Raw genomic sequence first — 22087 nt, 5'->3', positions numbered from 1 at the left:
GTCACTTCCGCCCGGTGAACCGCACCGTGAACGGAGGCGTCCGGCCGCAAGTATCGCCGCCGTGACTGACATCCGAACAGGTCCTGACTGGATCTTGTTCGGATTGCAGTCCCGATGCAGTCCCCACTGTCGATCGCCCACACCGCGAGAGGCTTCCCACACCACCCCCCGCCCATGAATACGCCATCGGGTTCGGTTCGGTTCCCGCCGAGTTCACCCACTTTCGGGGGACGTTCGCCGTGGGCGCTCAGTGGCCCTCGTCATACGCCATACGCCCACACGCGCGCGTGTACGTCGTCGCGGGCGCCCACAGGGTCGAGGCTCTCGTGGGGGATGCGGTGCGTCAGCCTTCGTCGGACGCGGACAGGGCCTCGGTGATCATGCGGGTGGCGAAGTCGGGGTCGTCGGTGAGGCGGTTGATGTGCTCCGCGAGCAGGAAAGCGGTGGCTTCCAGCGGAGTCATCTCGTTCTCGGTCCAGCGTCCGTACTGTTTGCGCCACAGGCTGGGGCTCAGGCCGGTGCCTGCGGCGACGAGCAGGCCGGCCATGGTGGGAATGACCTCGGGGCGGACGCTCTTGGGCATCATGCGCATCGTGGCCACGAGGTTGGGCACCACGCACTCGATGACGTCCTTGTCGTGGTCCTCGTAGGCCATCCGCAGCCACTGCATGAACATGTAGATGAGCGTGCACGTGCCGTCCAGCACGTCATCGACTCCCCTGGGGCCCAGGGACGCGGCGAACTGGTCGATCAGCGCCTGTTGTTCGGGGTCGGCCTTGGTCTTGCCGTCGTAGACGGCTTTGAGCCGGGAGTCCATCATCATGAGTGCTGCGCTCACATCGCCGGCGCGAGCGTGCTGGGGGTCGCAGGGCGATGACACAGGTTTTCCTCCTCATGTGCCCGCGGTGGGGGACGGGCCCAGGTAGCGAAACAGTCCAGAAGGTGTCGCCGTCGAAGGAGAAGTGGGCGACCACCAGCAGGGACCGGCGACTCCAGGACAGGGCGGGGGGTGCCCAAGCCCACTACTCAGCTGTCTCCCAGGAAGGGAGCCGTGTCGAGCGTGGGGTACGGGGCGGGGAGGGCGAGAGGTTCGCCCAGATCGACCTTGATCTCGGAGGCGTAGTACGCCTGCGTGGGATCTTCGCCTGGCAGCATCGGGTCCGTGTAGCAGTGGGCCGTCTTCGCGTTGCAGTTGATCAGGACGTAGACGGGGACGCCGACGGCGGCGTAGGTGCGGAGTTTGGGGCCGGTGTCCATCTCGTGGTTGGTGGAGGTGACCTCGCCGGCCAGGGCGATCATGTCGATGGGGTACCAGCCCCTGTGGGCCTTGCGGTACGACTCGTCGAGCTCCGAGGCCCTCCGGCGGCGGACGTAGAAGTCCGGAACGAGCAGGGACATAGTAGTGCCGTCCTTGTGGGCGGCTCGATAGCCGTTACCGAAGCCCGTTAGGCGGAATCCGGCGGCACGGAACTGGTAGCTCAGCTCGAAAGCGCCATCGTTGTGACTGTCGTCGGGCTGCGGTGGCACGATGGCCGTCCCCTCGATGTACTCGGGTCGAATCGGCGCCACTGATGCCTCTTCGAACGCGATCAGCAGATCGATGGGGTCCTGCTTCGGCTTCATGACCGGCTCCATGATGGGTTCGGCGCTCATCGATGGCTCTCCCTCGTCACGCTGATGCCAGGCTACGCCCGCGCTGGGTGCCCCAGCAGAACGATGGGCCACCTGGCTGCCCTGCGGCCTGGGCGTTCCGTGCGCGTTCACTCGAACGAGCGTGCTGAACCGTTACGGCGACCGCTGCCCCGTGCTGGCGGCACGCGGTGACGGCACCGAAGGCGACGACCAGGAGGGCGAGGGCGGCCCCGATGATCCGCATCCGGCGCTCAGTGTCCTTCGTAGTACGTCCGCACGCGCGCGATGGTGCCGTTCGCACCTCCACGGATGCCCCCTCCGAGTGCAGGGTGGCCGCCAGTCGCTCCTTCGTATGCGCCAGGGCGGGGCGCCAAGCAGTTGGACCAGGCCACCGAGGCCGACCGCCGGGCCAAGACCGCCCGGTGATCGATCTCCTCGGCGTTGACACACACCGGGACCTGGTCATGGCACTGAAGTGAGCAGGCGAGCGGCGAGCGCGGCGATCAGCGCGCTGGAAGCCAGGGCGGTGACGAGCCGGCCCCGACTGCCGGTCAGAGTTCGGCCGAGCAGTGCTCCCCCACCGGCGAGAAGCATCTGCCAGCTGGCAGATGCCCCGAAGGCCGCGAGAACGAATACGACCTGTTCCAAGCCGTCTGGAGCCGCTGTGCTCTGGCTGCCGAGCACGAGCGCCGCGAAGTAGATCACGGTCATGGGGTTCATCATCGTGATCCCCAGCAGCCCCATATAGGCCCGTGCAGGATTGAGGGGGACCTCGTCGGTCCGGGTTGTCGCCTGTCGAGCGCGGTACTGGCTGATCGCCGTGACGCCGCTGCGGGCCGCCAGCGCGATGAGCACCAAGGCCGAGACCCACCGCAGGGGAACCATGACCGGTTCGATCGCGGGGACGAGCGCGGCACCGCCAAGCACGGCGATCAGCGCATAGAGACCGTCGGCGGTTGCGACACCCAGTGCGGCACAAGCGCCGATCTTCAGAGACGTCCGGGCTGTCAGAGCCACCAGATATGTCGCCACCGCTCCCACGGGCACGGCGATGCCGTAGCCGGCGAGGAGGCCCGCGACCAGGGCGGCGATCACGAGTGCGCGAGCGTCGGCCTTTGCAGTCGGCCGGGCTGCTGCTGGACTCGCACCGATCGGACGGTGGAGGTCAGCGGCAGAGAGGCGATAGTCGTGGTCATGGGCAGATCTTGAGGGCATCGCGGCTGTCCGGACAACTCATTTTCGAGAGTGACATCGTCGGAAAGTGGTCTGCGGTGCTTCAAGCCCCGGCGACGGAACCCTGCCTCCCGCTGCACTGGGTCCGAACCACCGATGCCCCCACAGGTCAGCGCCCGCTGGGAACCAAGGCGGGCAGGTCTGCAGAACGATGTGAGCGGTGGTGCGACCCAAGGAGCGTTATCCGCAAGGCCACGAGCCGAACCTGGACCCTGGTACCGGTCAGGCCCAGGCGCCGGGCTATCTCCGGCCACCGGCCGGGAGCATCGCATAACGGAGCCGGGTCCTTCCGAACCGCGCCTGTCAGGGACGCGGACCAAAAGGACCCGGGACGGCCAAGTTATCGCTCCGTGCCCGGATCGGCTGCCGATCATGGACTTGCGTCGTTGTCCATCCCCATCACGGACGGAGCACGCGGCTCTCAAACTTGCTGACCCCGTGGGTCCAGTTCACCCTGTCGAAAACAAATTGGTTGTCCAACTGGCCGACTGCGCCTCGGACGGCCATGAGTTCGTTGCCGATGCGGGCGACTGGCCCGGTGACGATGCCCTTGGTGCGGGCGAGTCCTTCACGCGCGACGGCGCGAATCTCGGCGAGGCCGGTGGTGATCGCTGATCCAGGGCCTGGAACAGCCCCGGCGGGACCACGTCCTCGGCCCGGGGCGCGAGCGAGGGCCCCTGACCTGGGACATCGGTCATAGGTGAAGATGAAGCGACGAGCACGGCAGCCTTGCGGCTCTGGGAGGGTAGAGAACTCCATGATCCACAACGGCCGTGCCCGTCTCATACTCGGACCCAGGTGATCAACCGGCCGAACCGGGACTCAGTCGACCCTCCCCGGGGCCCTGGGGGCGAGACGGAGCGCGAGAGCGAACACCAGCGTTGTGATGAGCCATGCGGTCACGCTGTCAGCCGGGTAGAGGGCGATGGCCCACCAGGTATGACGCACAAATCGGCGGCGGCGGCGGTGCTGCTGCCCGCCCTGCCCGGCCGCAGCAGCCCCGCGACCGGCTCTCGGCGCCGCCGCGTCCGTGGTCGATGAAGGCCATGAGCGGGTGGTGGCCGTAGTTCTTCTTCCAGGTCCGTGTGGCGTCCTCCTTGTCGGAGTGGGCCAGCACCAGCACGCCGTCGATGTCCACGATCACCTGGCCGTCGGCGTGGGATCGGACACGGCGGTGGGCCCCAGTGGCTGCCGGGGTCACGGGTCCGCTCGCTGCGCCGTTTCCGAAGAAGAGTTGTTCGTAGCCATGTGTATGGGCGCGTGAGGCCGCTTTGTGCTGCCGACCTGAACTCAACGGCTCAGTGACGCAATGAAGTTGGCCCAGGCTTGAGGGGAGAGGCGGAGTGGCCGGGCATCCGGGGTCTTGGAGTCGCGGACGGCTATGGTGCCGGGGATGTTACGGGCGACTTCGACGCATTCGTTGGCGGCTGTGCTGTAGCTGGACTTCATGAACTCGAACTCGGGCATGGGTCACATTTCCTTGCGCAGGTTGTCGATGAGTAGTACGGAGTCGCGTGGGGCCAGGCTGAGCCGGGCGGTGCGGTCGAACAACGTGCTGTACGTGTTGCTTTCGATCTCGTTCTCCACCCAGATCATGTCCGTGATGGTGTCGCTCTGGACCACGTCCAGGGCCTCGTCGTCGGCGAAGGAGATGATGCTGAACGGGCCCGCGATGCAGGGGTGGGCGCCAGCACGGAACGGGAGCACCTGGAGCCGTACGTTGGGCAGTTCGGCGATTTCCAAGAGGCGTTCCAGTTGGGTGCGTGTGACGTCTGGCCCGCCGATCTGCTGGCGTAGTGCGGCTTCCCACACCACGGCGTGCAGGTGGAGGGGGCGTTCGCCCAGCAGGCGTCCTTGGCGCTTCTGCTTCACTTCGGCCGCACGCTCGATGTCGTCGGGGTCCTCCCAACGACCTTCGGCGACCGCAAGTGCCCGTGTGTATTCGGGGATCTGAAACAGACCGGGGATCAGTGAGGACTGCCAGGTCCGGATGCGGCTGGCGACGTCCTCCATCGCGATGTACTCGGCCATGGCGCCGGTGTCGATCGAGCCACGCCACCACCCCTTGGTCTTGCGGCGTTCGCGGTCCAGTCTGGCCAAGTCCAGGAGCCGAGCCAGGGCTTTGGGGTCATCCAGGCCGTAGAACTCGCACAGTACCCGGATGTCAGGGTCCCGCATCGGCACCCAGCCCCGCTCCATCTTCACGATCTTGGTGCCGGTCGCGTTGATGGACCCTGCGGCTTGCTGTTGGGTCTTTCCTGCCGAGTCGCGTAGACGTAGCAGCTCTCCACCAAGCGCGGGGTGCCCGCTCTGCTCGTGGGCGAGAAGGAGGGACAGGAATGGCGCTAGCGTGGGCATGTGCCACAGCTGGGCTCGACGAGCGGAAGGGACGGCCGATGACCATGCCGTACACGGAGGGGGACACTCCGCTGATTCCCCGTCCCGCTCTCACGCTTCAGGCACTGCGCCAGGCGGTGGCCACCGTGGCGCCCTCCCGGCTCCCGGAGTTCTTCGAGGACCTTCAGAAGGCGTTCGTACGGGCCGGGGACGAGGACAGTGTGGTGCCGATCAGGATGTTCTACCGGCAGTGGGGCGTGGTCGTGGAGATCGAGCGCCACCCCGAGACGGCGCGCCGCCTGCACGCCGCAGAGCAGGACATCAACAGCCCCGATCCCGCCGTACGCGACCGTGCTGTCCGTGAGGCCGGCGACATCGTGCGCGCGGCGCATCGAGAGGTCGCCGGTGGCTGACTGGTACTGGGAGCCGTTCCAGGACGATCTGCTGGACGGGCTCCCGGACGTGGCACGCGCGGAAACCGAGCGCCTGGCCAACGAGATCGCCGTGAGTGAGTCGATGGTCTTCCTGGAGGGAACCGCCTATACCGGGCCGGGTCCCGGAGTGCGGACCGAGAGCCGGGGGCTGCTCATGCTCACCTACCTGACGGATGTGCGCGGAGAGCGCATCGTGGTGATGCAGGTGAGCTGGTTCGGCTGAGGCCATGGGGTCCGGTGGTGCAGGAACCGTCACCCGCGTCGGGACACCTCAGTTCGGGTTGAAGTGGGTGTTCGTCCGGCAGCCGAGGAGACGGTAGATGTTGGGCTCTCCCGGGGGCGGCTTGATCCACTGGTACTGGCACGCACCCTCGATGAACCTGCCCTGGATGCCGCCGGGGAAGTCGATCTCCCTGTTCCACAGGAAGGTCGACTCGATGCCGGTCTGCCGCGCGGTGGCGTTGATGTCGATCCCGCCGGGGGCCTGGATCGCGTACACCCACCCGGTGTTGTTCGTACTGGGGCCCGACGTGGCGAAGCCCTGCGCCACCCACCGCTCGCAACTGGTGCTGACGTGGGCGGTGTTCTGCCCGCCGCCCCCGGTGATCCACACCGGCAGCGGGTTGAGGTCCGAACCCTTCGGGGTGAAGCCGTTCCGGAAGACCGGCTCCGGGTCGGGGCGGGTGTCCCCCCGCCACAGCGTGTTGTCGTCGTGACGCCAGTACCAGGCCTCGCGCAACGCGGCCACGTCCACCTGTGGCTGGATGCTGAGATCCGTCGTGGTCTGCGCCCAGTTCGTCTCCTTGAACCCGCCGGTCGGGCCGCAGGGGGCGGTGCTGCGGATCTGCTCCGGGGTTCCCGGGTACGGATCCGTCGAGGCGTCGGCGGGGGACGTGAACGCCAGCGAGGCGGCGATCAGGGTGGCGGCGGAAGTGATCCGGAATGCGGTCTTCAGCATGGTCGGGACAGCCCATCGGTCGGCGCGCGGGACGCATGGTCCCTAGCCGGAAATGAGGGTGGACCCGACAGGCGCTCGGGGCAGTCACCCGCAGGCACCACCAGGTCCACTCGCCCGGTGGAGCCCCGCTCCCCTGATCGGCGCAGGCGGACGGAACCCCGCAGTCGGCGTACGCGCACACCGATGGGCCCCGGAGCGCGTGCGTTCCAGGGCCCGGTGGGGCGCCCGGCGGCCTCAGCGGTGCGCCGGGTCATGCAAAAGCCCGGATCGTCAGGCGGAAATGCCGTCGATCCGGGCCAACGCGTCGTCCGCGCCGTACGGCTGCAAGTAGGGCAGCCAGCGCGGGTCCCTATGGCCGGTCCCGATGATGCGCCAGGCCAGGCCGGTGGGTGGGGCGGGTTTGTGGCGGAGCCGCCAGCCGATCTCCACGAGATGGCGGTCTGCCTTGACGTGGTTGCAGCGACGGCAGGACGCCACCACGTTGTCCCACACGTGCTTGCCCCCGCGACTGCGCGGGATGACGTGGTCGACGCTGGTTGCGACGCCACCGCAGTACATGCACCGGCCCCCGTCCCGGGCGAACAGCGCCCGCCGGGTCAGTGGGACGGGCCCCCGGTAAGGGACCCGAACGAACCTTTTGAGCCGGACCACGCTGGGTGCGGGGACTGTGACGGTCGCGCTGTGCAGATAGGCGCCGGACTCCTCAAGGCAGACGGCCTTGTTCTCAAGGACGAGGACGAGCGCGCGGCGGAGCGGTACGACGCCGAGTGGCTCGTACGACGCGTTGAGGACCAGGACATGCGGCACGGATGCCTCCTTGTGCGTCGGCGGCGCGTGGCTCGCGCCGGGACGTTCGGTAGCCAGTGTCCCCTCATGCCTGGTCGAAGCGCCACCATGTCCTGGTAACGGGCTGGGAGTGTTTTCGACCACACACTGATTCATCCCCCGGATCATGAGCGGTTCATCCCGCCTGTTCATGCCCGGAGAGAGTTCCCGTGGTGAGAGTTGTCTCTCCCTGGAACATCACGACGATCCACACAGGATGCCCCGATAGTGTGGTGGTTCTGCCCGACAGTCCCGCGTCTGTCCACGGTCCGGTCGCGGCTCGTACATGTTCATGACGAGTCTGCGACGGTCCTCGGTCCTCGGCCGTGTCCCCCCTGTCTGTCGGCAGACCCGCTACACCTGGAGGTACCTGCCGTGTCCTTGTCCGTCCTGCTGTCGGCCGCCGACCCCGGTGACGCACCGACGGCCCCTACGCTCCAGGACGCCCAGGAGAGCGCGACCAACGCCGCGAGCTGGGTCGAGGAGAACTGGTCCACGTGGCTCGCCATCGGTCTGCGGGTGCTGTTGATCGTGGTGATCGCGGCCGTCCTCAGGGTGGCGATCCGCCGGGCCATCACCAAGCTCATAGACCGCATGAACCGTACGGCCTCGGCGGTCGACGGCACCGCACTCGGCGGGCTGCTCGTCAACGTGGAGCGGCGGCGCCAGCGCTCCCAGGCCATCGGCTCGGTGCTGCGCTCGGTCGCGTCGTTCCTGATCATGGGCACGGCCGCGCTGATGGTCCTCGCCACGTTCGAGATCAATCTGGCGCCGCTGCTGGCGTCCGCCGGTGTCGCGGGCGTGGCCATCGGTTTCGGCGCCCGCAACCTGGTGACGGACTTCCTCTCCGGCGTCTTCATGATCCTTGAGGACCAGTACGGCGTCGGGGACACCGTCGACGCGGGCGTCGCCTCGGGCGAGGTGATCGAGGTGGGGCTGCGCGTGACGAAGCTGCGCGGCGACAACGGCGAGATCTGGTACGTCCGCAACGGCGAGGTCAAGCGCATCGGCAACCTCTCCCAGGGGTGGGCCACGGCCGGCGTCGACGTCACCGTCCGTCCCATCGAGGACCTGGAGAAGGTCCGCCGCACCGTGCTGGCCGTCGGCGAGGAGATGAGCAAGGACGAGCCGTGGAACGAGCGTCTCTGGGGCCCCATCGAGGTCCTGGGCCTGGACAGCGTCCTGCTCGACTCGATGGTCGTCCGCGTCTCCGCCAAGACGATGCCCGGCAAGGCCCTCTCCGTGGAGCGGGAGCTGCGCTGGCGGATCAAGCGGGCCTTCGACGCGGCCGACATCCCCATCGTGGGCGGCATCCCGCTGCAGCAGGAGGTCGAGCAGGAAACGGACCCCACGGCGGGCATGGCACCCCCGTCGGCGTACTCCTCCACGTCGTCGCCCCAGTCCGAGCGGGCGGCTCCGATCGCGCCACCGGTGAAGTAGGTCCCGCCGACGAAGTAAGTAGTGCGCCGTACGGCGAAGGGCGGCGCCCGAAGCATTCCCGGCGCCGCCCTTTCTCGTGCGCACCCCCAGCAGTGCGCCCCCATACCCTCGCGGCGCCCGGAAGGTCCCCCGTGCCTCCCGGGCGCCGGGCTATGGCGCGGGCTAGGCGTACCGCAGCTCCGCCGGGCGCAGGGTGCGGCGAAGGAGCGGCAGCGCGGTGGCGGCCGCCAGCAGGCAGAGGACGTACACCGCCACCGGGACCAGGAGCGCCTCGTACGGCACACTCCAGTCGCTGCCCCCGACGAGGGCCCCGTACCAGACGCCGATCGTCATGCCGCCGACGCTCGCCAGCAGGAGCGCCGGGGCCAGCGGCAGCGCGGTCTCCAGCAGCAGCGCCCGGCCGAGCACCGCGCGCGGCACGCCCGCGGCGGTCTGCGCGGCCAGGCCCCGGCGGCGGGTGGCCAGCGACTCGGCGGCGCCGACCGCGAGGCCGGAGAGGGTGATCGCGAGGGCGACGAGCACGGCGGCGCCGGCGAGGTCGATGCCGGTGGTGTAGAAGGACTGGTCCACGGCCAGTGTGCTGGGCTCGCGGGCATTCAGGTCACTGAGCAGTGCGTGCCGTACACCCACGAAGCCGGTGCCGACCACGGTCACCAGGAGTACCGTCGCATGGGTGCGGGCCGTCGTCCATGGCGCGTCGCGCAGGCGTTCCGCGGCGATCAGCACGGCCGGGCTCCCGGTACGGGCGGCCAGCAGCCGGCCGGTGAGCCGCGAGATCACGCCGGTGAGCCACACGGCGCCCACCCCGGTCAGGATCACCACTACGACGACCACCGTCACCGGGGCATACCTACCGAAGGCGTCCGGCACCAGGGCCAGCCCCGCCGCCAGCACGCCCAGCGCGACTAGGAACCCGGCGCCCCGACCCCGCCGCGCCGCCGGCCGCACCCGCCGCACCCAGCCGAGCGGCGACGCCACCACCCGGCGCAACGCGAGGGCGCTCACCAGCGCGCCCAGCACCGGGACGGCGACCGCCACCAGCGCGATCCCGGCCCAGACGAACCCGGGCGGGTCCTCGGTCAGGCGCAGCAGGAACCGGACGAACAACGCCGTGGCGACCGCAGAGCCCACCAGGCACGCCAGCCCCGACTCCAGCGCGGCGATCCGCCGCACCTGCCCGGCCGTCGCCCCCGCGAGCCGCAGCCCGGCGAGCCGCCGGTCGCGGTGCACGGCACCGATCCGGGCGCACTGGCCGAGGAAGCCCAGCACCGGCACCAGCAGGAGCGTCAGCCCCAGCATCACACCGGAGCGCGTGCCAGGATCGTCCAGCAGCCCGGCGGCGAGCGGAACGCGGTACCGCCCCGATGCCGAGGCCAGCACCGTCGCCCCGAGCGTGAAGGCCGTCGCCAGCCCCGCCCCGACCGCGGTGAGCGCCACTCGCCACCACTCCCGCCGGCCGGAGCCGCGGGTGAGCAGCCAGGCCGTGCGCAGATCGGATCTCATGGACCGCACCGGACTACCGGATCCCACGGACCGCACCGGACCATCGGATCTCATGGACCTCACCTGACTCACGCCGCCACCCCCACCGGGACCACGGCACCGTCGCGCAGCTGCACCTCGCGGTCCGCGTACGCCGCCACCTGCGCGTCGTGTGTGATCAGCAACACCGCCGTACCGGACTCCCGGGCCGTGTGGACCAGCGCCGACATGACCTGCTCGCCGGCGAGCGAGTCCAGGGCCCCCGTCGGCTCGTCCGCGAAGACGACCTTCGGACCGGTCACCAGCGCCCGCGCCAGCGACACCCGCTGTGCCTGCCCGCCGCTCATCTCGCCGGGCCGCATCTCCTCCTGGCCGAGCACGCCGAACCGTTCCAGCCACTGGCCCGCCCGCACATGCGCGTCCCGCCGCGAGGCGCCCGCCAGCAGCAGCGGCAGCGCCACGTTGTCCAGGGCCGTCAGCTCGGGGATCAGCTGCCCGAACTGGAACACCACCCCGAAGTCCGTACGGCGCAACTCGCTGAGCCGTTTCTCGGGGAGCCCGTCCAGGCGCGTGTCGCCGTAGACCACGGACCCCTCGTCGGGCCGGACGATGCCCGCCAGGCAGTGCAGCAGCGTGGACTTGCCGCTGCCGCTCGCGCCCGTGACGGCGAGGATCTCGCCCGCGCGCAGCTCCACCGAGGCGCCGCGCAGCGCCCGGGTCCTCCCGTGGGTCTTGGTCAGTCCACGGGCTGCCAGGAGTGGCGCCGGCTTCTCGCTGTTGGTGCTCATGAGGCATCGACCTCCGCGGTCAGAGTGGTGAGCCGGGCCGCGGTGGTGTTCATCCACCGGAGATCGGCGTCGAGGTGGTTGAGGGCGTAGTCCGCCGAGAGCACCGTCGCGAGGTCGGCGCTCGGGGCGGTCTTCACCGAGGTGAGCTCCCGCATCCGCGCCATGTGCGCGGCGCGCTGCTCCCGTAGGTAGGCGGCCGGGTCGCCGCCGGCCAGGATCGAGACGACGACCTTGGCGAAGATCTCGTTCGTCACGAACGGTGCGGGCGGGGCGATCTCGGCGGCCCACTCGGCGAGTTCACGCGCGCCCTCGCCCGTCGAGCGGTACATCGTCCGCTCCGGGCCGCCGTCGGAGTCGGTTCCGTCGACCTCGGCCAGTCCGTCGCGGACCAGCCGCTGCAGGGTCGTGTAGACCTGCCCGTAGGCCAGCGGCCGGGCTTGCGGGAAGCGTTCGTCGTGCCGTCGCTTGAGGTCGTAGCCATGGCTCGGCCCTCCGGCGAGCAGCCCCAACAGGATGTGGCGGGTGCTCATGCCGATCATTATGTACTCGGTATATGTACCGAGTGAATAGTGATCCGTGGGGAAGGTGTCGGGGGAGCTCTCGCGTGTCACAATTGTCACGGTATGCACGGTCCGTGACCGCGCCTAAACGGAACGTGTGTGACCAGAACCACGTTGTCCGCCCGAATACGTCTGCGCAGACGCCCCCTGGGTAGGCAGGCCCTAGGTCAGTCAGACCCTGACCCGCCACTGCCGCACGACGACAAGGAGGCCACCGTGGCCGCACATCTTTTGTTCCCGGCCCCTTCCAAACCCACGGCGGAGGAGTCCGCCGACATCGAGCACCTGTGCGTGTTCAGCGCGGAGGGAGCCTGCGCCGAGCCGCCCCTCACCAGCGAGCCCCCGCTGCCCGACGCCGAGCCCCTGACCAGCGAGCCGCCCCTCGCCGACGCCGCGCCCCTGACCAGCGAGCCCACGCCCACGGGCGCCGCCTACTCCGGCCTCGATCCCCTGGGGGTCTAGATGGCGCAGGCCGATCCGGCGGCGGAGCCGAGACCCGCCGAGGACCCCGGCTCCTCCGAGAGCCCGGAGAGCCCGGAGAGCCCGGAGAGACCGGGGAGCCCGGAGGGCTCCGAAGGCGGGACGCCGTTGTCCCGGCTCGCCGCGCTGCACGGCGTCGCCACCTCCTACAGCCCGTCCCCCGACCGCACCGTCGCGGCCTCGGACACCGCGATCGTCACGGCCCTGGCGGCACTGGACATCGACGCGAGCACCCCTCAGGCCGTGCGCGCGGCCCTCGACTTACGGGAACAGGAGCTGCGGGAGCGCCTGTTACCCCCGACCGTGGTGTGCTGGGGCGGACAGACCCCCGGCGCACTGGCCGGACTCCCCGAGGGCACCCACCTGCACATCGAGACCGAACAGGGCGAACTCCGCTCCACCGCCGAGCAGTTGCCGCACGGCGTGCACGCCCTGCGCGCCACCGCACCCGACGGCCGCACCGCCGACGCCCACCTCGTCGTGGCCCCGACCCGGCTGCCCGCCCCGCCCGGACGCACATACGGACTACTCGTCCAGCTCTACTCCCTGCTCTCCCGACGCAGTTGGGGCATGGGCGACCTCGGCGACCTGGCCGAGCTGACCGCCTGGGCCGGACGCGCGCTCGGCGCCGGATTCGTGCAGGTCAACCCCTCCACGCGGCCGTCCCCGGCCACCCGACCGACCCCTCCCCGTACCGCCCCTCCTCACGCCGCTACCCCGACCCCGTGCACCTGCGGGTCGAGGACGTCGACGAGTTCCCTTACGTCCACGTCGAAGTCCACGACCGTCTCCGTGCGCTGCTGGACCGGAGCGCCCGGCTGCGTGAATCCGTGCTCGGCAAGGGCGAGTTGATCGACCGCGACGCCGTGTGGGAGGCCAAGCGGGAAGCGCTGGAGCTGGTGCACGCCGTACCGCTCGGGCCCGGCCGGCGGGCCGCGTACTGCGACTTCCTCGCCGAGGAGGGCGAGGCGCTGGAGGACCACGCCACGTGGTGCGCGCTCGCCGAGGTGTACGGCTCCGACTGGCACCGGTGGCCCGCCGGTCTGCGCGACCCCCGCTCGCCCGCGACCTCCCGCGCCCGCGCCGAGCTGATGGACCGCGTCGACTTCCACAGCCGCCTGGCCTGGCTCACGGACGCCCAGCTCGCCGCCGCTCAGCGCTCCGCGCGGGACGCGGGGATGCCGATCGGGCTTGTGCACGACCTGGCGGTCGGCGTGCACCCCGACGGCGCCGACGCGTGGGCGCAGCAGGAGTACGTCGCCCCTGGCATGTCGGTCGGCGCGCCCCCGGACGCCTTCAACGCCCGCGGCCAGGACTGGGGCCTGCCGCCCTGGCGCCCCGACCGTCTCGCCGCGTCCGGCTATGCCCCGTACCGCCGGCTGCTGCGGGCCCTGCTCCGCCATGCCGGCGCCCTGCGGATCGACCACGTCATGGGGCTCTTCCGGCTGTGGTGGGTGCCACTGGGCCAGGCGCCGACGGAGGGGACGTACGTCCGCTACGACGCCGAGGCGATGCTCGCGATCCTGGTACTGGAGGCCTCCCGGGCCGGGGCGCTGGTGATCGGCGAGGACCTCGGGACGGTCGAGCCGGGCGTGCGCGAGGCGCTGAACGAGCGTGGCGTGCTGGGCACTTCGGTGCTGTGGTTCGAACGCGACTGGGAGGGCACGGGACTGCCCCTGCCGCCCGAGCACTGGCGCGCGGACTGCCTGGCCACGGCCACCACCCACGACCTGCCGCCCACCGCATCCCGGCTGACCGGCGACCACGTCCAGCTCCGCGACCGTCTCGGCCTGCTGACCCGCCCCCTGGCAGAGGAACGTGCCGAGGCCGCCGCCGACACGAGCGAGTGGCTGGCCCTGCTGTCCCGGCTGGGCCTGCTCCGGGGCGGTAGCGGCGGTATCTCGTCCCCCTCGGAGGAGGCCGAGATCCAGGCCGTCCATCGTTTCCTGCTGCGCACCCCGGCCCGCATGATCGGCCTCTGGCTGCCGGACGCGGTCGGTGACCGCCGCCCGCAGAACCTCCCCGGCACCTGGGACCAGTACCCGAACTGGCGTCTCCCCGTCGCCGACGCCGACGGCCGTCCGGTGACCCTGGAGGATCTGGCCTCCTCGCCCCGGCTGCACGCGCTGGTGGACGTGCTGCGGGGGCGCGGGAGCCGGGACGGGAGACCCTGAGCCCGCTCTGTACGGCACCCCGGGCGCGCTGCCGTTTCACGCGTTCGCTACGTTTGCACCGTGGACAAGAAGAACGCCCTGCGCGCCGGCGCCCTGGCTGCCGGTACGACGCTGATGATGCTGCTCATGTCGTCTCCCGCGCTCGCGCTGACGCGCGACGACGGTGACGACCCGGGTCCCGGCCTTTCGATGATCGAGACGCTGGGTCTGTTCGTCGTGGCGCCGATCGCGCTGTTCCTGCTGATCGCGGGCCTGACGTGGGTCCTCGACGGGTCCACGGACCGCGAGCCGAAGGCCAAGGCCAAGGCCAAGACTGCGACGAAGGCCGACGCCAAGGCCTGACGGCCGCCCAGTCGTCCACAGCTACAGCTACAGGCCACAGCTTCCGCCCTCCGCCGAGGGCGTCCGAGGCCATCCGAGGGCACCCACCGCACGTGTACGTGGTGGGTGCCCTCGGCGTGTTCTGCTGTCCTGGAAGACGCCCCGCCAGCGCTCGGTCCCCGTCTGACGGGTCGCGCCGCCGTATGTTGGCAAACGGTCGTAGGCAGACAGTCGTCGGCCAAGCAGAATGCTGACCCGGAAGGGGTCGTCATGACCGGCACCGCAGACCCGACGCGCACCACCAGCACCCCCCGCCCCGCCACCGCGCTTCGCGACGTCATCGTCGTCGGCGCCGGGCCCACCGGTCTGCTGCTGGCCGGCGACCTCGCCGCCGCGGGTGTTCCGGTCACGCTCGTCGAGAAGCGCCCGCACGGGATCAGCAACCTCTCCCGCGCCTTCGCCGTGCACGCCCGCACCCTGGAGCAGCTCGACGCGCGCGGCCTCGCCGACGAACTGGAGGCCAGGGGCCGGACGGTCGACCGGATCAGGCTCTTCGGGCGGCTCAGCGTACGGCTGGACACGCTGCCGTCACGCTTCAACCACGTGCTCGTGATCCCGCAGTACGAGGTGGAGGAGGTGCTGGAGCGGCGGGCGGCCGAGGCCGGTGTGCGGTTCCGGTACGAGGCCGAGGTCACCGGGGTCCGGCAGGGCGGTGACATGGTGACCGTCGAGGTCCGCGGCCCGCGTGGCGAGGACGGGCCGGAGGAGCTCACCGCCGCGTACGTCGTCGGAGCCGACGGGCATCGCAGTGCCGTGCGCGAGGCGATCGGCCTGCCGTTCCCCGGCAGGTCGGTCATCCGGTCGGTCGTCCTCGCGGACGTACGGCTCGACGAGGAACCCGAGATGCTGCTCACCGCGGGCGCCGTCGGTGACGCGTTCGCCTTCCTCGTGCCCTTCGGCGACGGCTACTACCGTGTCATCGGCTGGCACCGCGGCCGGGACGTCCCCGACAGCGAGCCACTCGAACTCGGCGAGGTCAGGGAGATCACCCGGCTTGCCCTCGGCCGCGACTACGGCATGCGCGACGCCCGCTGGATGTCCCGCTTCCACAGCGACGAGCGCCAGGCACCCGCCTACCGGGTCGGCCGCGTCTTCCTCGCGGGGGACGCCGCGCACGTCCACAGCCCGGCCGGCGGACAGGGCATGAACACCGGACTCCAGGACGCCGCGAACCTCGGCTGGAAGCTCGCCGCGGTCCTCGGCGGCCACGCGGACCCCGCTCTGCTGGACACCTACCAGGCCGAACGCCACCCGGTCGGCAGGTCCGTACTCCGCAGCAGCGGCGGCATCGTCCGGCTCGCCATGGCCAAGTACCCCTGGACGCTGGCGTTCCGGGCCGTGCTCACCATGTTCCTCAACTGGGTCGGCCCGGTCCGCGCCCGTGCGATCGGCCAGGTCACGGGCATCGGATTCAAGTACGGCGCTCCCCGTGGCGCCCACCGGCTCGTCGGCACCCGCGTCCCGGACGTCACCCTCAGGAGCGGCCGCCTTCACGAGGCCATGAGGGGCGGCCGGTTCGTCCTCATCACGCCTCGTACGTCCCCCCGTACGTCCCCCCGTACAGCCGCCCGTTCGTCCCCCGTTCATCCGGCCCGCACACCGCCGGGGACCGCAAGGACCGCCTCACCGTGGAGGAATGGGCGAGCAACCGCCGTACGACGGTGCTGGTGCGGCCCGACGGATACGTGGCCTGGGCCGCGGAGGACGCGGACGGCCCGGCGGTCGAAGCTGCCCTGACCGCCGCCGTCGGCGCCCGCTGAGCCGACTCACCGGGCGCCGACGACGTCGTACACCTACGCCTGCGCCGCCGCGTCCGCCGCCTGGGCCTTCAGGGCGCGCTCGACGCCCGAGCGGGACTCCGAGACGAGCCGGCGCAGCGCCGCGTTCGGCTCGGCGTCGGTCAGCCAGGAGTCCGTGCGGTCCAGCGTGGCCTGCGCCACCTGGATGGACGGGTACAGGCCGACGGCGATCTGCTGGGCCATCTCGTGGGAGCGCGACTCCCAGATGTCCTTGACCACCTCGAAGTACTTCTCCGCGTACGGAGCGAGCAGCTCGCGCTGGTCGGTCTGGACGAAGCCCGCGATGACCGCCTCCTGCACGGCGTTCGGGAGCTTGTCGGACTCGACGGCCGAGGCCCAGGCCTCCGCCTTGGCCTCCTCCGACGGACGCGCGGCCCGCGCCGACGCCGCGTGGCGCTCGCCCGCCGCCGTCTTGTCGCGCTCGTACTCGCCCGCGATCTCCGTCTCGTCGAAGCGCCCCACCGCCGCGAGCCGGTGCACGAACGCCCAGCGCAGCTCGGTGTCGACGGACAGCCCCTCGATCGTCTGCGTGCCCTCCAGCAGCGCGTCCAGCAGGTCCAGCTGCTCCGGCGTGCGCGCGGTCGCAGCGAAGGCGCGCGCCCAGGCCAGCTGGTGGTCGCCGCCCGGCTCCGCCGCGCGCAGATGGGCCAGCGTGGCGTCCGTCCAGCGGGTCAGCAGCGCCTCGCGGGTCGTCGGGTCGGCGTACAGGTCGATCGCGAGCTTCACCTGGCGGTGCAGCGACTGCACGACGCCGATGTCCGACTCCTTGGCGATGCCGGACAGGACGAGCGACAGGTAGTCGCGGGTCGCGAGCTCCGCGTCGCGGGTCATGTCCCAGGCCGAGGCCCAGCACAGGGCGCGCGGCAGGGACTCCGCGAAGTCACCGAGGTGCTCGGTCACGAAGGCGAGGGACTGCTCGTCCAGGCGCACCTTGGCGTACGACAGGTCGTCGTCGTTGAGCAGGACCACGGCCGGGCGGCCCTTGCCCACCAGCTGCGGTACGGCGGTCAGCTCGCCGTCGACGTCCAGCTCGATGCGGTCGTCCCGCACCAGCCTGCCGGTCGCGTCGCGTTCGTACAGGCCAACGGCGATGCGGTGCGGGCGCAGTGTGGGCTCGCCCTTGGCACCGGCGGGCAGGGCCGGGGCCTCCTGCCGGATGGCGAAGGAGGTGATGACGCCGTGCTCGTCGGTCTCGATCTCCGGCCGCAGCACATTGATCCCGGCCGTCTCCAGCCACTTCTTCGACCACGTGCTGAGGTCACGCCCGGAGGTCTCCTCCAGGGCGCCCAGCAGGTCGGACAGGCGCGTGTTGCCGTACGCGTGCGCCTTGAAATAAGCCTGTACGCCCCGGAAGAACTCGTCCATGCCGACATAGGCGACGAGCTGCTTGAGGACGGAGGCCCCTTTGGCGTAGGTGATCCCGTCGAAGTTGACCAGGACATCGTCCAGGTCGCGGATCTCGGCCATGATCGGGTGGGTGGACGGCAGCTGGTCCTGCCGGTACGCCCACGTCTTCATCTGGTTGGCGAAGGTGGTCCAGGAGTGCGGCCACCGGCTCTCGGGCGCGTACGCCAGGCAGGCGATCGACGTGTACGTGGCGAACGACTCGTTCAGCCACAGGTCGTTCCACCACTCCATCGTCACGAGGTCGCCGAACCACATGTGGGCCAGCTCGTGCAGGACGGTCTCGGCACGCACCTCGTACGCCGCGTCCGTCACCTTCGACCGGAAGACGTACTGGTCACGAATGGTGACCGCACCGGCGTTCTCCATCGCGCCCGCGTTGAACTCCGGCACGAAGAGCTGGTCGTACTTCTTGAACGGGTACGCGTAGTCGAACTTCTCCTGGAACCAGTCGAAGCCCTGCCGGGTCACCTCGAAGATCGCGTCCGAGTCGAGGAACTCGGCGAGCGAGGGCCGGCAGTAGATGCCGAGCGGCACACTCTGCCCGTCCTTCTCGTACACGCTGTGCACCGAGTGGTACGGGCCCACGATGAGCGCCGTGATGTACGTCGAGATGCGGGGCGTCGGCTCGAAGACCCAGACGTCGTCCTTGGGTTCGGGCGTCGGCGAGTTGGAGATCACCGTCCAGCCGGAGGGTGCCTTCACGGTGAACTGGAAGGTGGCCTTCAGGTCGGGCTGCTCGAAGGACGCGAACGCGCGGCGGGCGTCCGGCACCTCGAACTGCGTGTAGAGATAGGCCTGGTTGTCGACGGGGTCGACGAACCGGTGGAGCCCCTCACCGGTGTTGGTGTACGCGCAGTCGGCCACGACCCGCAGGACGTTGCGCCCCTCCAGCAGCCCCGGCAGGGCGATCCGGGAGTCCTCGAACACCTCGGCGGGGTCCAGGGCGTCCCCGTTCAGGGTCACCTCGTGGACGGTCGGGGCCACCAGATCGATGAAGGACTCCGCGCCGGTCTCCGGCACGTTCCCCGAAGCGTTCTGCGCCACGTCGAAGCGCACCGTGGTCACGGACCGGTAGGTGCCGCCCTCCTGCGCGCCGGAGAGGTCGAGATCGATCTCGTACGAGTCAACGGTGAGCAGCTTCGCCCGCGCTTGCGCCTCTTCGCGGGTCAGGTTTGTGCCAGGCACGCGGTCATCTCCTCGGTGTGTGCGGTCTCGGCCATCCTTCCACGGGACCCAGGGGGAACGCGATGTCCGTTTCCTGCCGGTGAACAGGCCGTACACGCGCGAGGCTGGCCTTCATGACGACATACGTTTCACTTCCCATCACCCGTGCGGTCCTGAAGGAGTTGCGCTCCGCCGACGACGCGGGGCGCCGGATGGTTCCCGTGACCGATGAGGAGGGTGGTGCTCCGCTGCGTTGCTGCCTACGGCGTAGTGAGCGCGGGGAGGTCATCGCTCTCGTCTCGTACGCTCCGTTGCGGCGCTGGGCGGCTCGGGCGGGGGTGGATCCCGGGGCGTACGACGAACAGGGGCCCGTCTTCATCCATGCGGAGGAGTGCGGGGGCCCTGCCGGGCAGGGGTATGCGTTCACGGGGGCGCGGCGCACGGTTCGGCGGTACTCGGCCGATGGTCACATCCTGGGAGGGCGGCTCGTGGAGAGTGCCACGGGTGCCGCTGGGTTCGACCAGGCCTTTGAGGAGGCCTTCGAGGAGGCGTTCGCCGATCCTGATGTGGCGTTGGTGCATGTGAGGGCGGTGGAGTACGGGTGCTTTCTGTACGAGGTAGGTAGGCGGTAGGCGGTAGGCGGGGGCGAGGAACCGTCCGTCGCCCCCGCCGCCCCCACCCGCCGCGTCAGCCCTTCAGTTCCGCCGCCACCAGCTCCGCGATCTGCACCGCGTTCAGCGCCGCGCCCTTGCGCAGGTTGTCGTTGGAGACGAACAGCGACAGACCGTGCTCGACCGTCTCGTCGACGCGGAGGCGACCGACGTACGAGGGGTCCTTGCCCGCAGCCTGAAGAGGGGTCGGAATGTCGGTGAGGACCACGCCGGGCGCACCCGCGAGCAGCTCCGTCGCGCGCTCGACGGTGATCGGGCGGGCGAAGCGGGCGTTGACCTGGAGGGAGTGGCCGGAGAAGACCGGGACGCGCACACAGGTGCCGGAGACCTTGAGGCCGGGGATCTCCAGGATCTTGCGGGACTCGTTGCGGAGCTTCTGCTCCTCGTCGGTCTCGTTCAGGCCGTCGTCCACGATCGAGCCGGCCAGCGGGACCACGTTGAAGGCGATGGGGCGCTGGTAGACCTGCGGCTCGGGGAAGTCGAGCGCCTCCCCGTCGTGCGTGAGCCGGTCCGCGTCGGCGATCACCTTCTGGGCCTGCCCGTGCAGCTCCGCGACGCCCGCGAGGCCGGATCCCGACACCGCCTGGTACGTGGCGACGACCACCGCCTCCAGGCCGGCCTCCTCGTGCAGCGGCTTCAGCACCGGCATCGCGGCCATCGTCGTGCAGTTCGGGTTGGCGATGATGCCCTTGGGGCGGTCCGCGATCGCGTGCGGGTTCACCTCGGAGACCACCAGGGGGACCTCGGGGTCCTTGCGCCACGCCGACGAGTTGTCGATCACGACCGCGCCCTGCGAGGCGACCTTCTCGGCCAGCGCCTTCGAGGTCGCGCCACCCGCGGAGAACAGCACGATGTCGAGGCCCGTGTAGTCGGCCGTCGTCGCGTCCTCCACCGTCACGCCGTCCAGCACCGTCCCGGCCGAACGGGCCGAGGCGAACAGACGCAGCTCGTCGACCGGGAACTTCCGCTCGACGAGGATCCTGCGCATGACCGTGCCGACCTGACCGGTGGCTCCGACGATTCCGACCCTCACGGCGACTCCTTTGCGTGTGTATTGCGTACGTATGACGTGGCCTGGCGCTCCCATCATGCGTCGGCCCCCGGTCCACGTGTCCAATTCTTTGCGTGCGCGGCCCGAGGCGTGGGACGCGCGGGGAAGGCGCAGGTCGGGACGGGGACATCCCGGCCGGCGGAGGCTCGTCGGCATCCGGCCCCCCGCACCGCAGATTTCCGCCCGCGACCCGCCGCGCACGGGAAGCCGTACGGGGCTCCGCCTCCCGGGTCCCGTCTGCCCTCATCCCTCCCCGCCAAGCGTGCCCTCCGTCACACACGCACACCGCCGCCCCGAAAGAGAGCCCCCGGCCGAACGTTTCCCCCGCCCCCGGCGTCCTAGAGGAAACGCGGCGAGGGGAGGGTGGCTGTGCTGCGCAGAAAAACCCGGCGGGCCGCGGGGGTGGACGAACCTCTGGACGTGGCCCAGGGGGCGGACGATCCCCTGGACGCGGCCCAGGAGCGCCGGGTGCGGGCGGTGCTCGCGCTCGGCGGGGTACCGCAGTCGGACCTGCTGGACGGGGTGCAGCAGGTACGGCTGCGGCTCCTGGAACGGGCCGCGAGCGGTCGCGAGGCCCCCCGGGACGTGTCCGCGTGGGCGGCGGTCGTCGCCTCCAATCTGGCCATGGACTGGCACCGGGCCAAGCGCCGCCAGGAACGCATCGGCGAGCGCCTGGCCTCGTTCCGGCAGCTGGAGCACACCTCCGGTGAGGACTCCAGCGTGCTCTCGCTCGCCGTCGCCCGCGGTCTGGACGCGCTGCCCGACGCCCTGCGCCAGGTCGTCGTGCTGCGCTTCTACGCCGACCTGCCGGTACGCGGGATCGCCGAGGAACTCGGCATCCCCGAGGGCACGGTCAAGAGCAGGCTCCACTCGGCGGTCCGCGCCCTGCGCGCCCGCCTGCACGAGGACGAGGTGGTGTGACGTGGCCGCCCGGAACGAAAACCCGCACGACGACCGGCACGACGGCCGGAAGCAAGACCGGCGCGACGCCCGGTACGACGACCGGCACGAAGCCCGGAACCCAGACCGGAACCCAGACCGGAACCCAGCCCGGAACCCAGCCCGGCGCGACGCCCGGTACGACGCGCGTGACCCGTACGACGGCATGGACGCGCTGATGGCCGCGATCATCGACGAACCGTTGCCCGAAGGGGCCCTGGACGACGCCGCGTTCGCCGCGGAGCACAGGTCCGCCCTGGCCGACGTGGCGCTGCTGCGCGAGCAGTTGGGGCTGATCGGTCACGCGCTGGCCGGGGACGGTCTCACCACGC

General features: G+C 70.5%; 21 protein-coding genes and 3 pseudogenes. 11 read left to right on the top strand and 13 right to left on the bottom strand.

Annotated features, from left to right (window positions below; all coding sequences use genetic code 11):
* Positions 1-343 precede the first annotated feature (343 nt).
* From E0500_RS01615 to E0500_RS01605, 3 genes are all read right to left on the bottom strand, one after another.
* Positions 344-880: a hypothetical protein gene (locus tag E0500_RS01615; RefSeq protein WP_131566904.1), complete on the bottom strand. Its 537-nt coding sequence runs from the start codon at positions 878-880 to the stop codon at positions 344-346.
* 146 nt (positions 881-1026) lie between these two features.
* Positions 1027-1653: a Uma2 family endonuclease gene (locus E0500_RS01610; protein ID WP_131566907.1), complete on the bottom strand. Its 627-nt coding sequence runs from the start codon at positions 1651-1653 to the stop codon at positions 1027-1029.
* A 441-nt stretch (positions 1654-2094) separates the two neighbouring features.
* Positions 2095-2727: a LysE family transporter gene (locus tag E0500_RS01605; RefSeq protein WP_309504798.1), complete on the bottom strand. Its 633-nt coding sequence runs from the start codon at positions 2725-2727 to the stop codon at positions 2095-2097.
* Between the two features lie 606 nt (positions 2728-3333).
* Here E0500_RS01605 and E0500_RS01600 point away from each other — a divergent pair.
* Positions 3334-3480 (top strand): hypothetical protein, encoded by a 147-nt coding sequence (locus tag E0500_RS01600; RefSeq protein ID WP_165935100.1) that lies wholly within the window; start codon positions 3334-3336, stop codon positions 3478-3480.
* Positions 3481-3824: 344 nt separating this feature from the next.
* Here the strand turns inward: E0500_RS01600 and E0500_RS01595 are convergent.
* From E0500_RS01595 to E0500_RS01585, 3 genes and pseudogenes are all read right to left on the bottom strand, one after another.
* Positions 3825-4015, bottom strand: a pseudogene (locus E0500_RS01595) (transposase); the annotation flags it as partial.
* A gap of 140 nt (positions 4016-4155) precedes the next feature.
* Positions 4156-4332 (bottom strand): DUF397 domain-containing protein, encoded by a 177-nt coding sequence (locus E0500_RS01590; RefSeq protein ID WP_131566916.1) that lies wholly within the window; start codon positions 4330-4332, stop codon positions 4156-4158.
* Positions 4333-4335: 3 nt separating this feature from the next.
* On the bottom strand, positions 4336-5223 hold the full coding sequence (locus tag E0500_RS01585; protein WP_131566919.1) for a helix-turn-helix transcriptional regulator: 888 nt from the start codon (positions 5221-5223) through the stop codon (positions 4336-4338).
* Between the two features lie 38 nt (positions 5224-5261).
* Here E0500_RS01585 and E0500_RS01580 point away from each other — a divergent pair, with 38 nt between their 5' ends.
* Positions 5262-5615 carry a hypothetical protein gene (locus E0500_RS01580; RefSeq protein ID WP_131566922.1) on the top strand — a complete coding sequence of 118 codons (354 nt, stop codon included), beginning with the start codon at positions 5262-5264 and terminating at the stop codon, positions 5613-5615.
* Positions 5608-5859 carry a hypothetical protein gene (locus E0500_RS01575; protein WP_131566925.1) on the top strand — a complete coding sequence of 84 codons (252 nt, stop codon included), beginning with the start codon at positions 5608-5610 and terminating at the stop codon, positions 5857-5859. Before E0500_RS01580 ends, E0500_RS01575 begins: the two co-directional genes overlap by 8 nt.
* A gap of 48 nt (positions 5860-5907) precedes the next feature.
* Here E0500_RS01575 and E0500_RS01570 read toward each other — a convergent pair whose 3' ends face one another.
* Positions 5908-6594, bottom strand: a complete 687-nt coding sequence (locus tag E0500_RS01570; RefSeq protein ID WP_131566928.1) for a hypothetical protein — start codon at positions 6592-6594, stop codon at positions 5908-5910.
* 270 nt (positions 6595-6864) lie between these two features.
* Positions 6865-7401, bottom strand: coding sequence for an HNH endonuclease (locus E0500_RS01565; protein WP_030237121.1), 537 nt, complete (start codon positions 7399-7401; stop codon positions 6865-6867).
* Between the two features lie 393 nt (positions 7402-7794).
* Here E0500_RS01565 and E0500_RS01560 point away from each other — a divergent pair, with 393 nt between their 5' ends.
* Complete coding sequence (locus E0500_RS01560) at positions 7795-8859, top strand: mechanosensitive ion channel family protein (RefSeq protein ID WP_309504795.1); 1065 nt, start codon at positions 7795-7797, stop codon at positions 8857-8859.
* Positions 8860-9021: 162 nt separating this feature from the next.
* Here E0500_RS01560 and E0500_RS01555 read toward each other — a convergent pair whose 3' ends face one another.
* The 3 genes from E0500_RS01555 to E0500_RS01545 form a co-directional block, all read right to left on the bottom strand.
* On the bottom strand, positions 9022-10362 hold the full coding sequence (locus E0500_RS01555) for an ABC transporter permease (RefSeq protein ID WP_131566931.1): 1341 nt from the start codon (positions 10360-10362) through the stop codon (positions 9022-9024).
* Between the two features lie 68 nt (positions 10363-10430).
* Positions 10431-11129 carry an ABC transporter ATP-binding protein gene (locus tag E0500_RS01550; protein WP_131566934.1) on the bottom strand — a complete coding sequence of 233 codons (699 nt, stop codon included), beginning with the start codon at positions 11127-11129 and terminating at the stop codon, positions 10431-10433.
* Positions 11126-11659 carry a PadR family transcriptional regulator gene (locus E0500_RS01545; protein ID WP_131566937.1) on the bottom strand — a complete coding sequence of 178 codons (534 nt, stop codon included), beginning with the start codon at positions 11657-11659 and terminating at the stop codon, positions 11126-11128. Before E0500_RS01545 ends, E0500_RS01550 begins: the two co-directional genes overlap by 4 nt.
* Positions 11660-11905: 246 nt before the next feature.
* Between E0500_RS01545 and E0500_RS01540 the strand changes: the two genes are divergently transcribed.
* From E0500_RS01540 to E0500_RS01525, 4 genes and pseudogenes are all read left to right on the top strand, one after another.
* Positions 11906-12151 (top strand): hypothetical protein, encoded by a 246-nt coding sequence (locus tag E0500_RS01540; RefSeq protein ID WP_131566940.1) that lies wholly within the window; start codon positions 11906-11908, stop codon positions 12149-12151.
* Positions 12152-14343: pseudogene (gene malQ, locus E0500_RS01535) on the top strand (4-alpha-glucanotransferase).
* A gap of 60 nt (positions 14344-14403) precedes the next feature.
* Entirely contained in the window at positions 14404-14685 is a 282-nt protein-coding gene (locus tag E0500_RS01530) for a hypothetical protein (RefSeq protein ID WP_131571001.1), read from the top strand.
* A gap of 249 nt (positions 14686-14934) precedes the next feature.
* A pseudogene (locus E0500_RS01525) lies at positions 14935-16484 on the top strand (FAD-dependent monooxygenase).
* A 33-nt stretch (positions 16485-16517) separates the two neighbouring features.
* Here the strand turns inward: E0500_RS01525 and pepN are convergent.
* The gene (pepN, locus tag E0500_RS01520) at positions 16518-19115 is read right to left on the bottom strand and encodes an aminopeptidase N (protein WP_131570995.1); all 2598 of its coding nucleotides are present in this window, start codon (positions 19113-19115) and stop codon (positions 16518-16520) included.
* 113 nt (positions 19116-19228) lie between these two features.
* On the opposite strand from pepN, the gene E0500_RS01515 reads away from it, so the two are divergent.
* A complete protein-coding gene (locus tag E0500_RS01515; RefSeq protein WP_131570992.1) occupies positions 19229-19726 on the top strand; it encodes a DUF1203 domain-containing protein in 498 nt (165 codons plus the stop codon).
* A gap of 55 nt (positions 19727-19781) precedes the next feature.
* Here the strand turns inward: E0500_RS01515 and E0500_RS01510 are convergent, their stop codons facing one another.
* Positions 19782-20798 carry an aspartate-semialdehyde dehydrogenase gene (locus E0500_RS01510; RefSeq protein ID WP_131570990.1) on the bottom strand — a complete coding sequence of 339 codons (1017 nt, stop codon included), beginning with the start codon at positions 20796-20798 and terminating at the stop codon, positions 19782-19784.
* A 387-nt stretch (positions 20799-21185) separates the two neighbouring features.
* Between E0500_RS01510 and E0500_RS01505 the strand changes: the two genes are divergently transcribed.
* Together E0500_RS01505 and E0500_RS01500 are read left to right on the top strand one after the other, a co-directional pair.
* Entirely contained in the window at positions 21186-21737 is a 552-nt protein-coding gene (locus tag E0500_RS01505) for an RNA polymerase sigma factor (RefSeq protein WP_399118379.1), read from the top strand.
* Positions 21734-21934, top strand: a complete 201-nt coding sequence (locus tag E0500_RS01500; RefSeq protein ID WP_181586833.1) for a hypothetical protein — start codon at positions 21734-21736, stop codon at positions 21932-21934. Before E0500_RS01505 ends, E0500_RS01500 begins: the two co-directional genes overlap by 4 nt.
* Positions 21935-22087: the final 153 nt, after the last annotated feature.

The organism is Streptomyces sp. KM273126 (genome assembly GCF_004337435.2).
GTDB lineage: Bacteria > Actinomycetota > Actinomycetes > Streptomycetales > Streptomycetaceae > Streptomyces > Streptomyces acidicola.
Note: the sequence above shows the minus strand (reverse complement) of the source record. Positions and strands in the feature narration are given on the sequence as shown.

Excerpts from the sequence above, each read along its gene's own strand:
- E0500_RS01610 (WP_131566907.1), bottom strand. The coding sequence starts at position 1,653 with ATGAGCGCCGAACCCATCATGGAGCCGGTCATGAAGCCGAAGCAGGAC.
- E0500_RS01590 (WP_131566916.1), bottom strand. The coding sequence starts at position 4,332 with ATGCCCGAGTTCGAGTTCATGAAGTCCAGCTACAGCACAGCCGCCAAC.
- E0500_RS01585 (WP_131566919.1), bottom strand. The coding sequence starts at position 5,223 with ATGCCCACGCTAGCGCCATTCCTGTCCCTCCTTCTCGCCCACGAGCAG.
- E0500_RS01580 (WP_131566922.1), top strand. The coding sequence starts at position 5,262 with ATGACCATGCCGTACACGGAGGGGGACACTCCGCTGATTCCCCGTCCC.
- E0500_RS01570 (WP_131566928.1), bottom strand. The coding sequence starts at position 6,594 with ATGCTGAAGACCGCATTCCGGATCACTTCCGCCGCCACCCTGATCGCC.
- E0500_RS01555 (WP_131566931.1), bottom strand. The coding sequence starts at position 10,362 with ATGAGATCCGATCTGCGCACGGCCTGGCTGCTCACCCGCGGCTCCGGC.
- E0500_RS01550 (WP_131566934.1), bottom strand. The coding sequence starts at position 11,129 with ATGAGCACCAACAGCGAGAAGCCGGCGCCACTCCTGGCAGCCCGTGGA.
- E0500_RS01545 (WP_131566937.1), bottom strand. The coding sequence starts at position 11,659 with ATGAGCACCCGCCACATCCTGTTGGGGCTGCTCGCCGGAGGGCCGAGC.
- E0500_RS01515 (WP_131570992.1), top strand. The coding sequence starts at position 19,229 with ATGACGACATACGTTTCACTTCCCATCACCCGTGCGGTCCTGAAGGAG.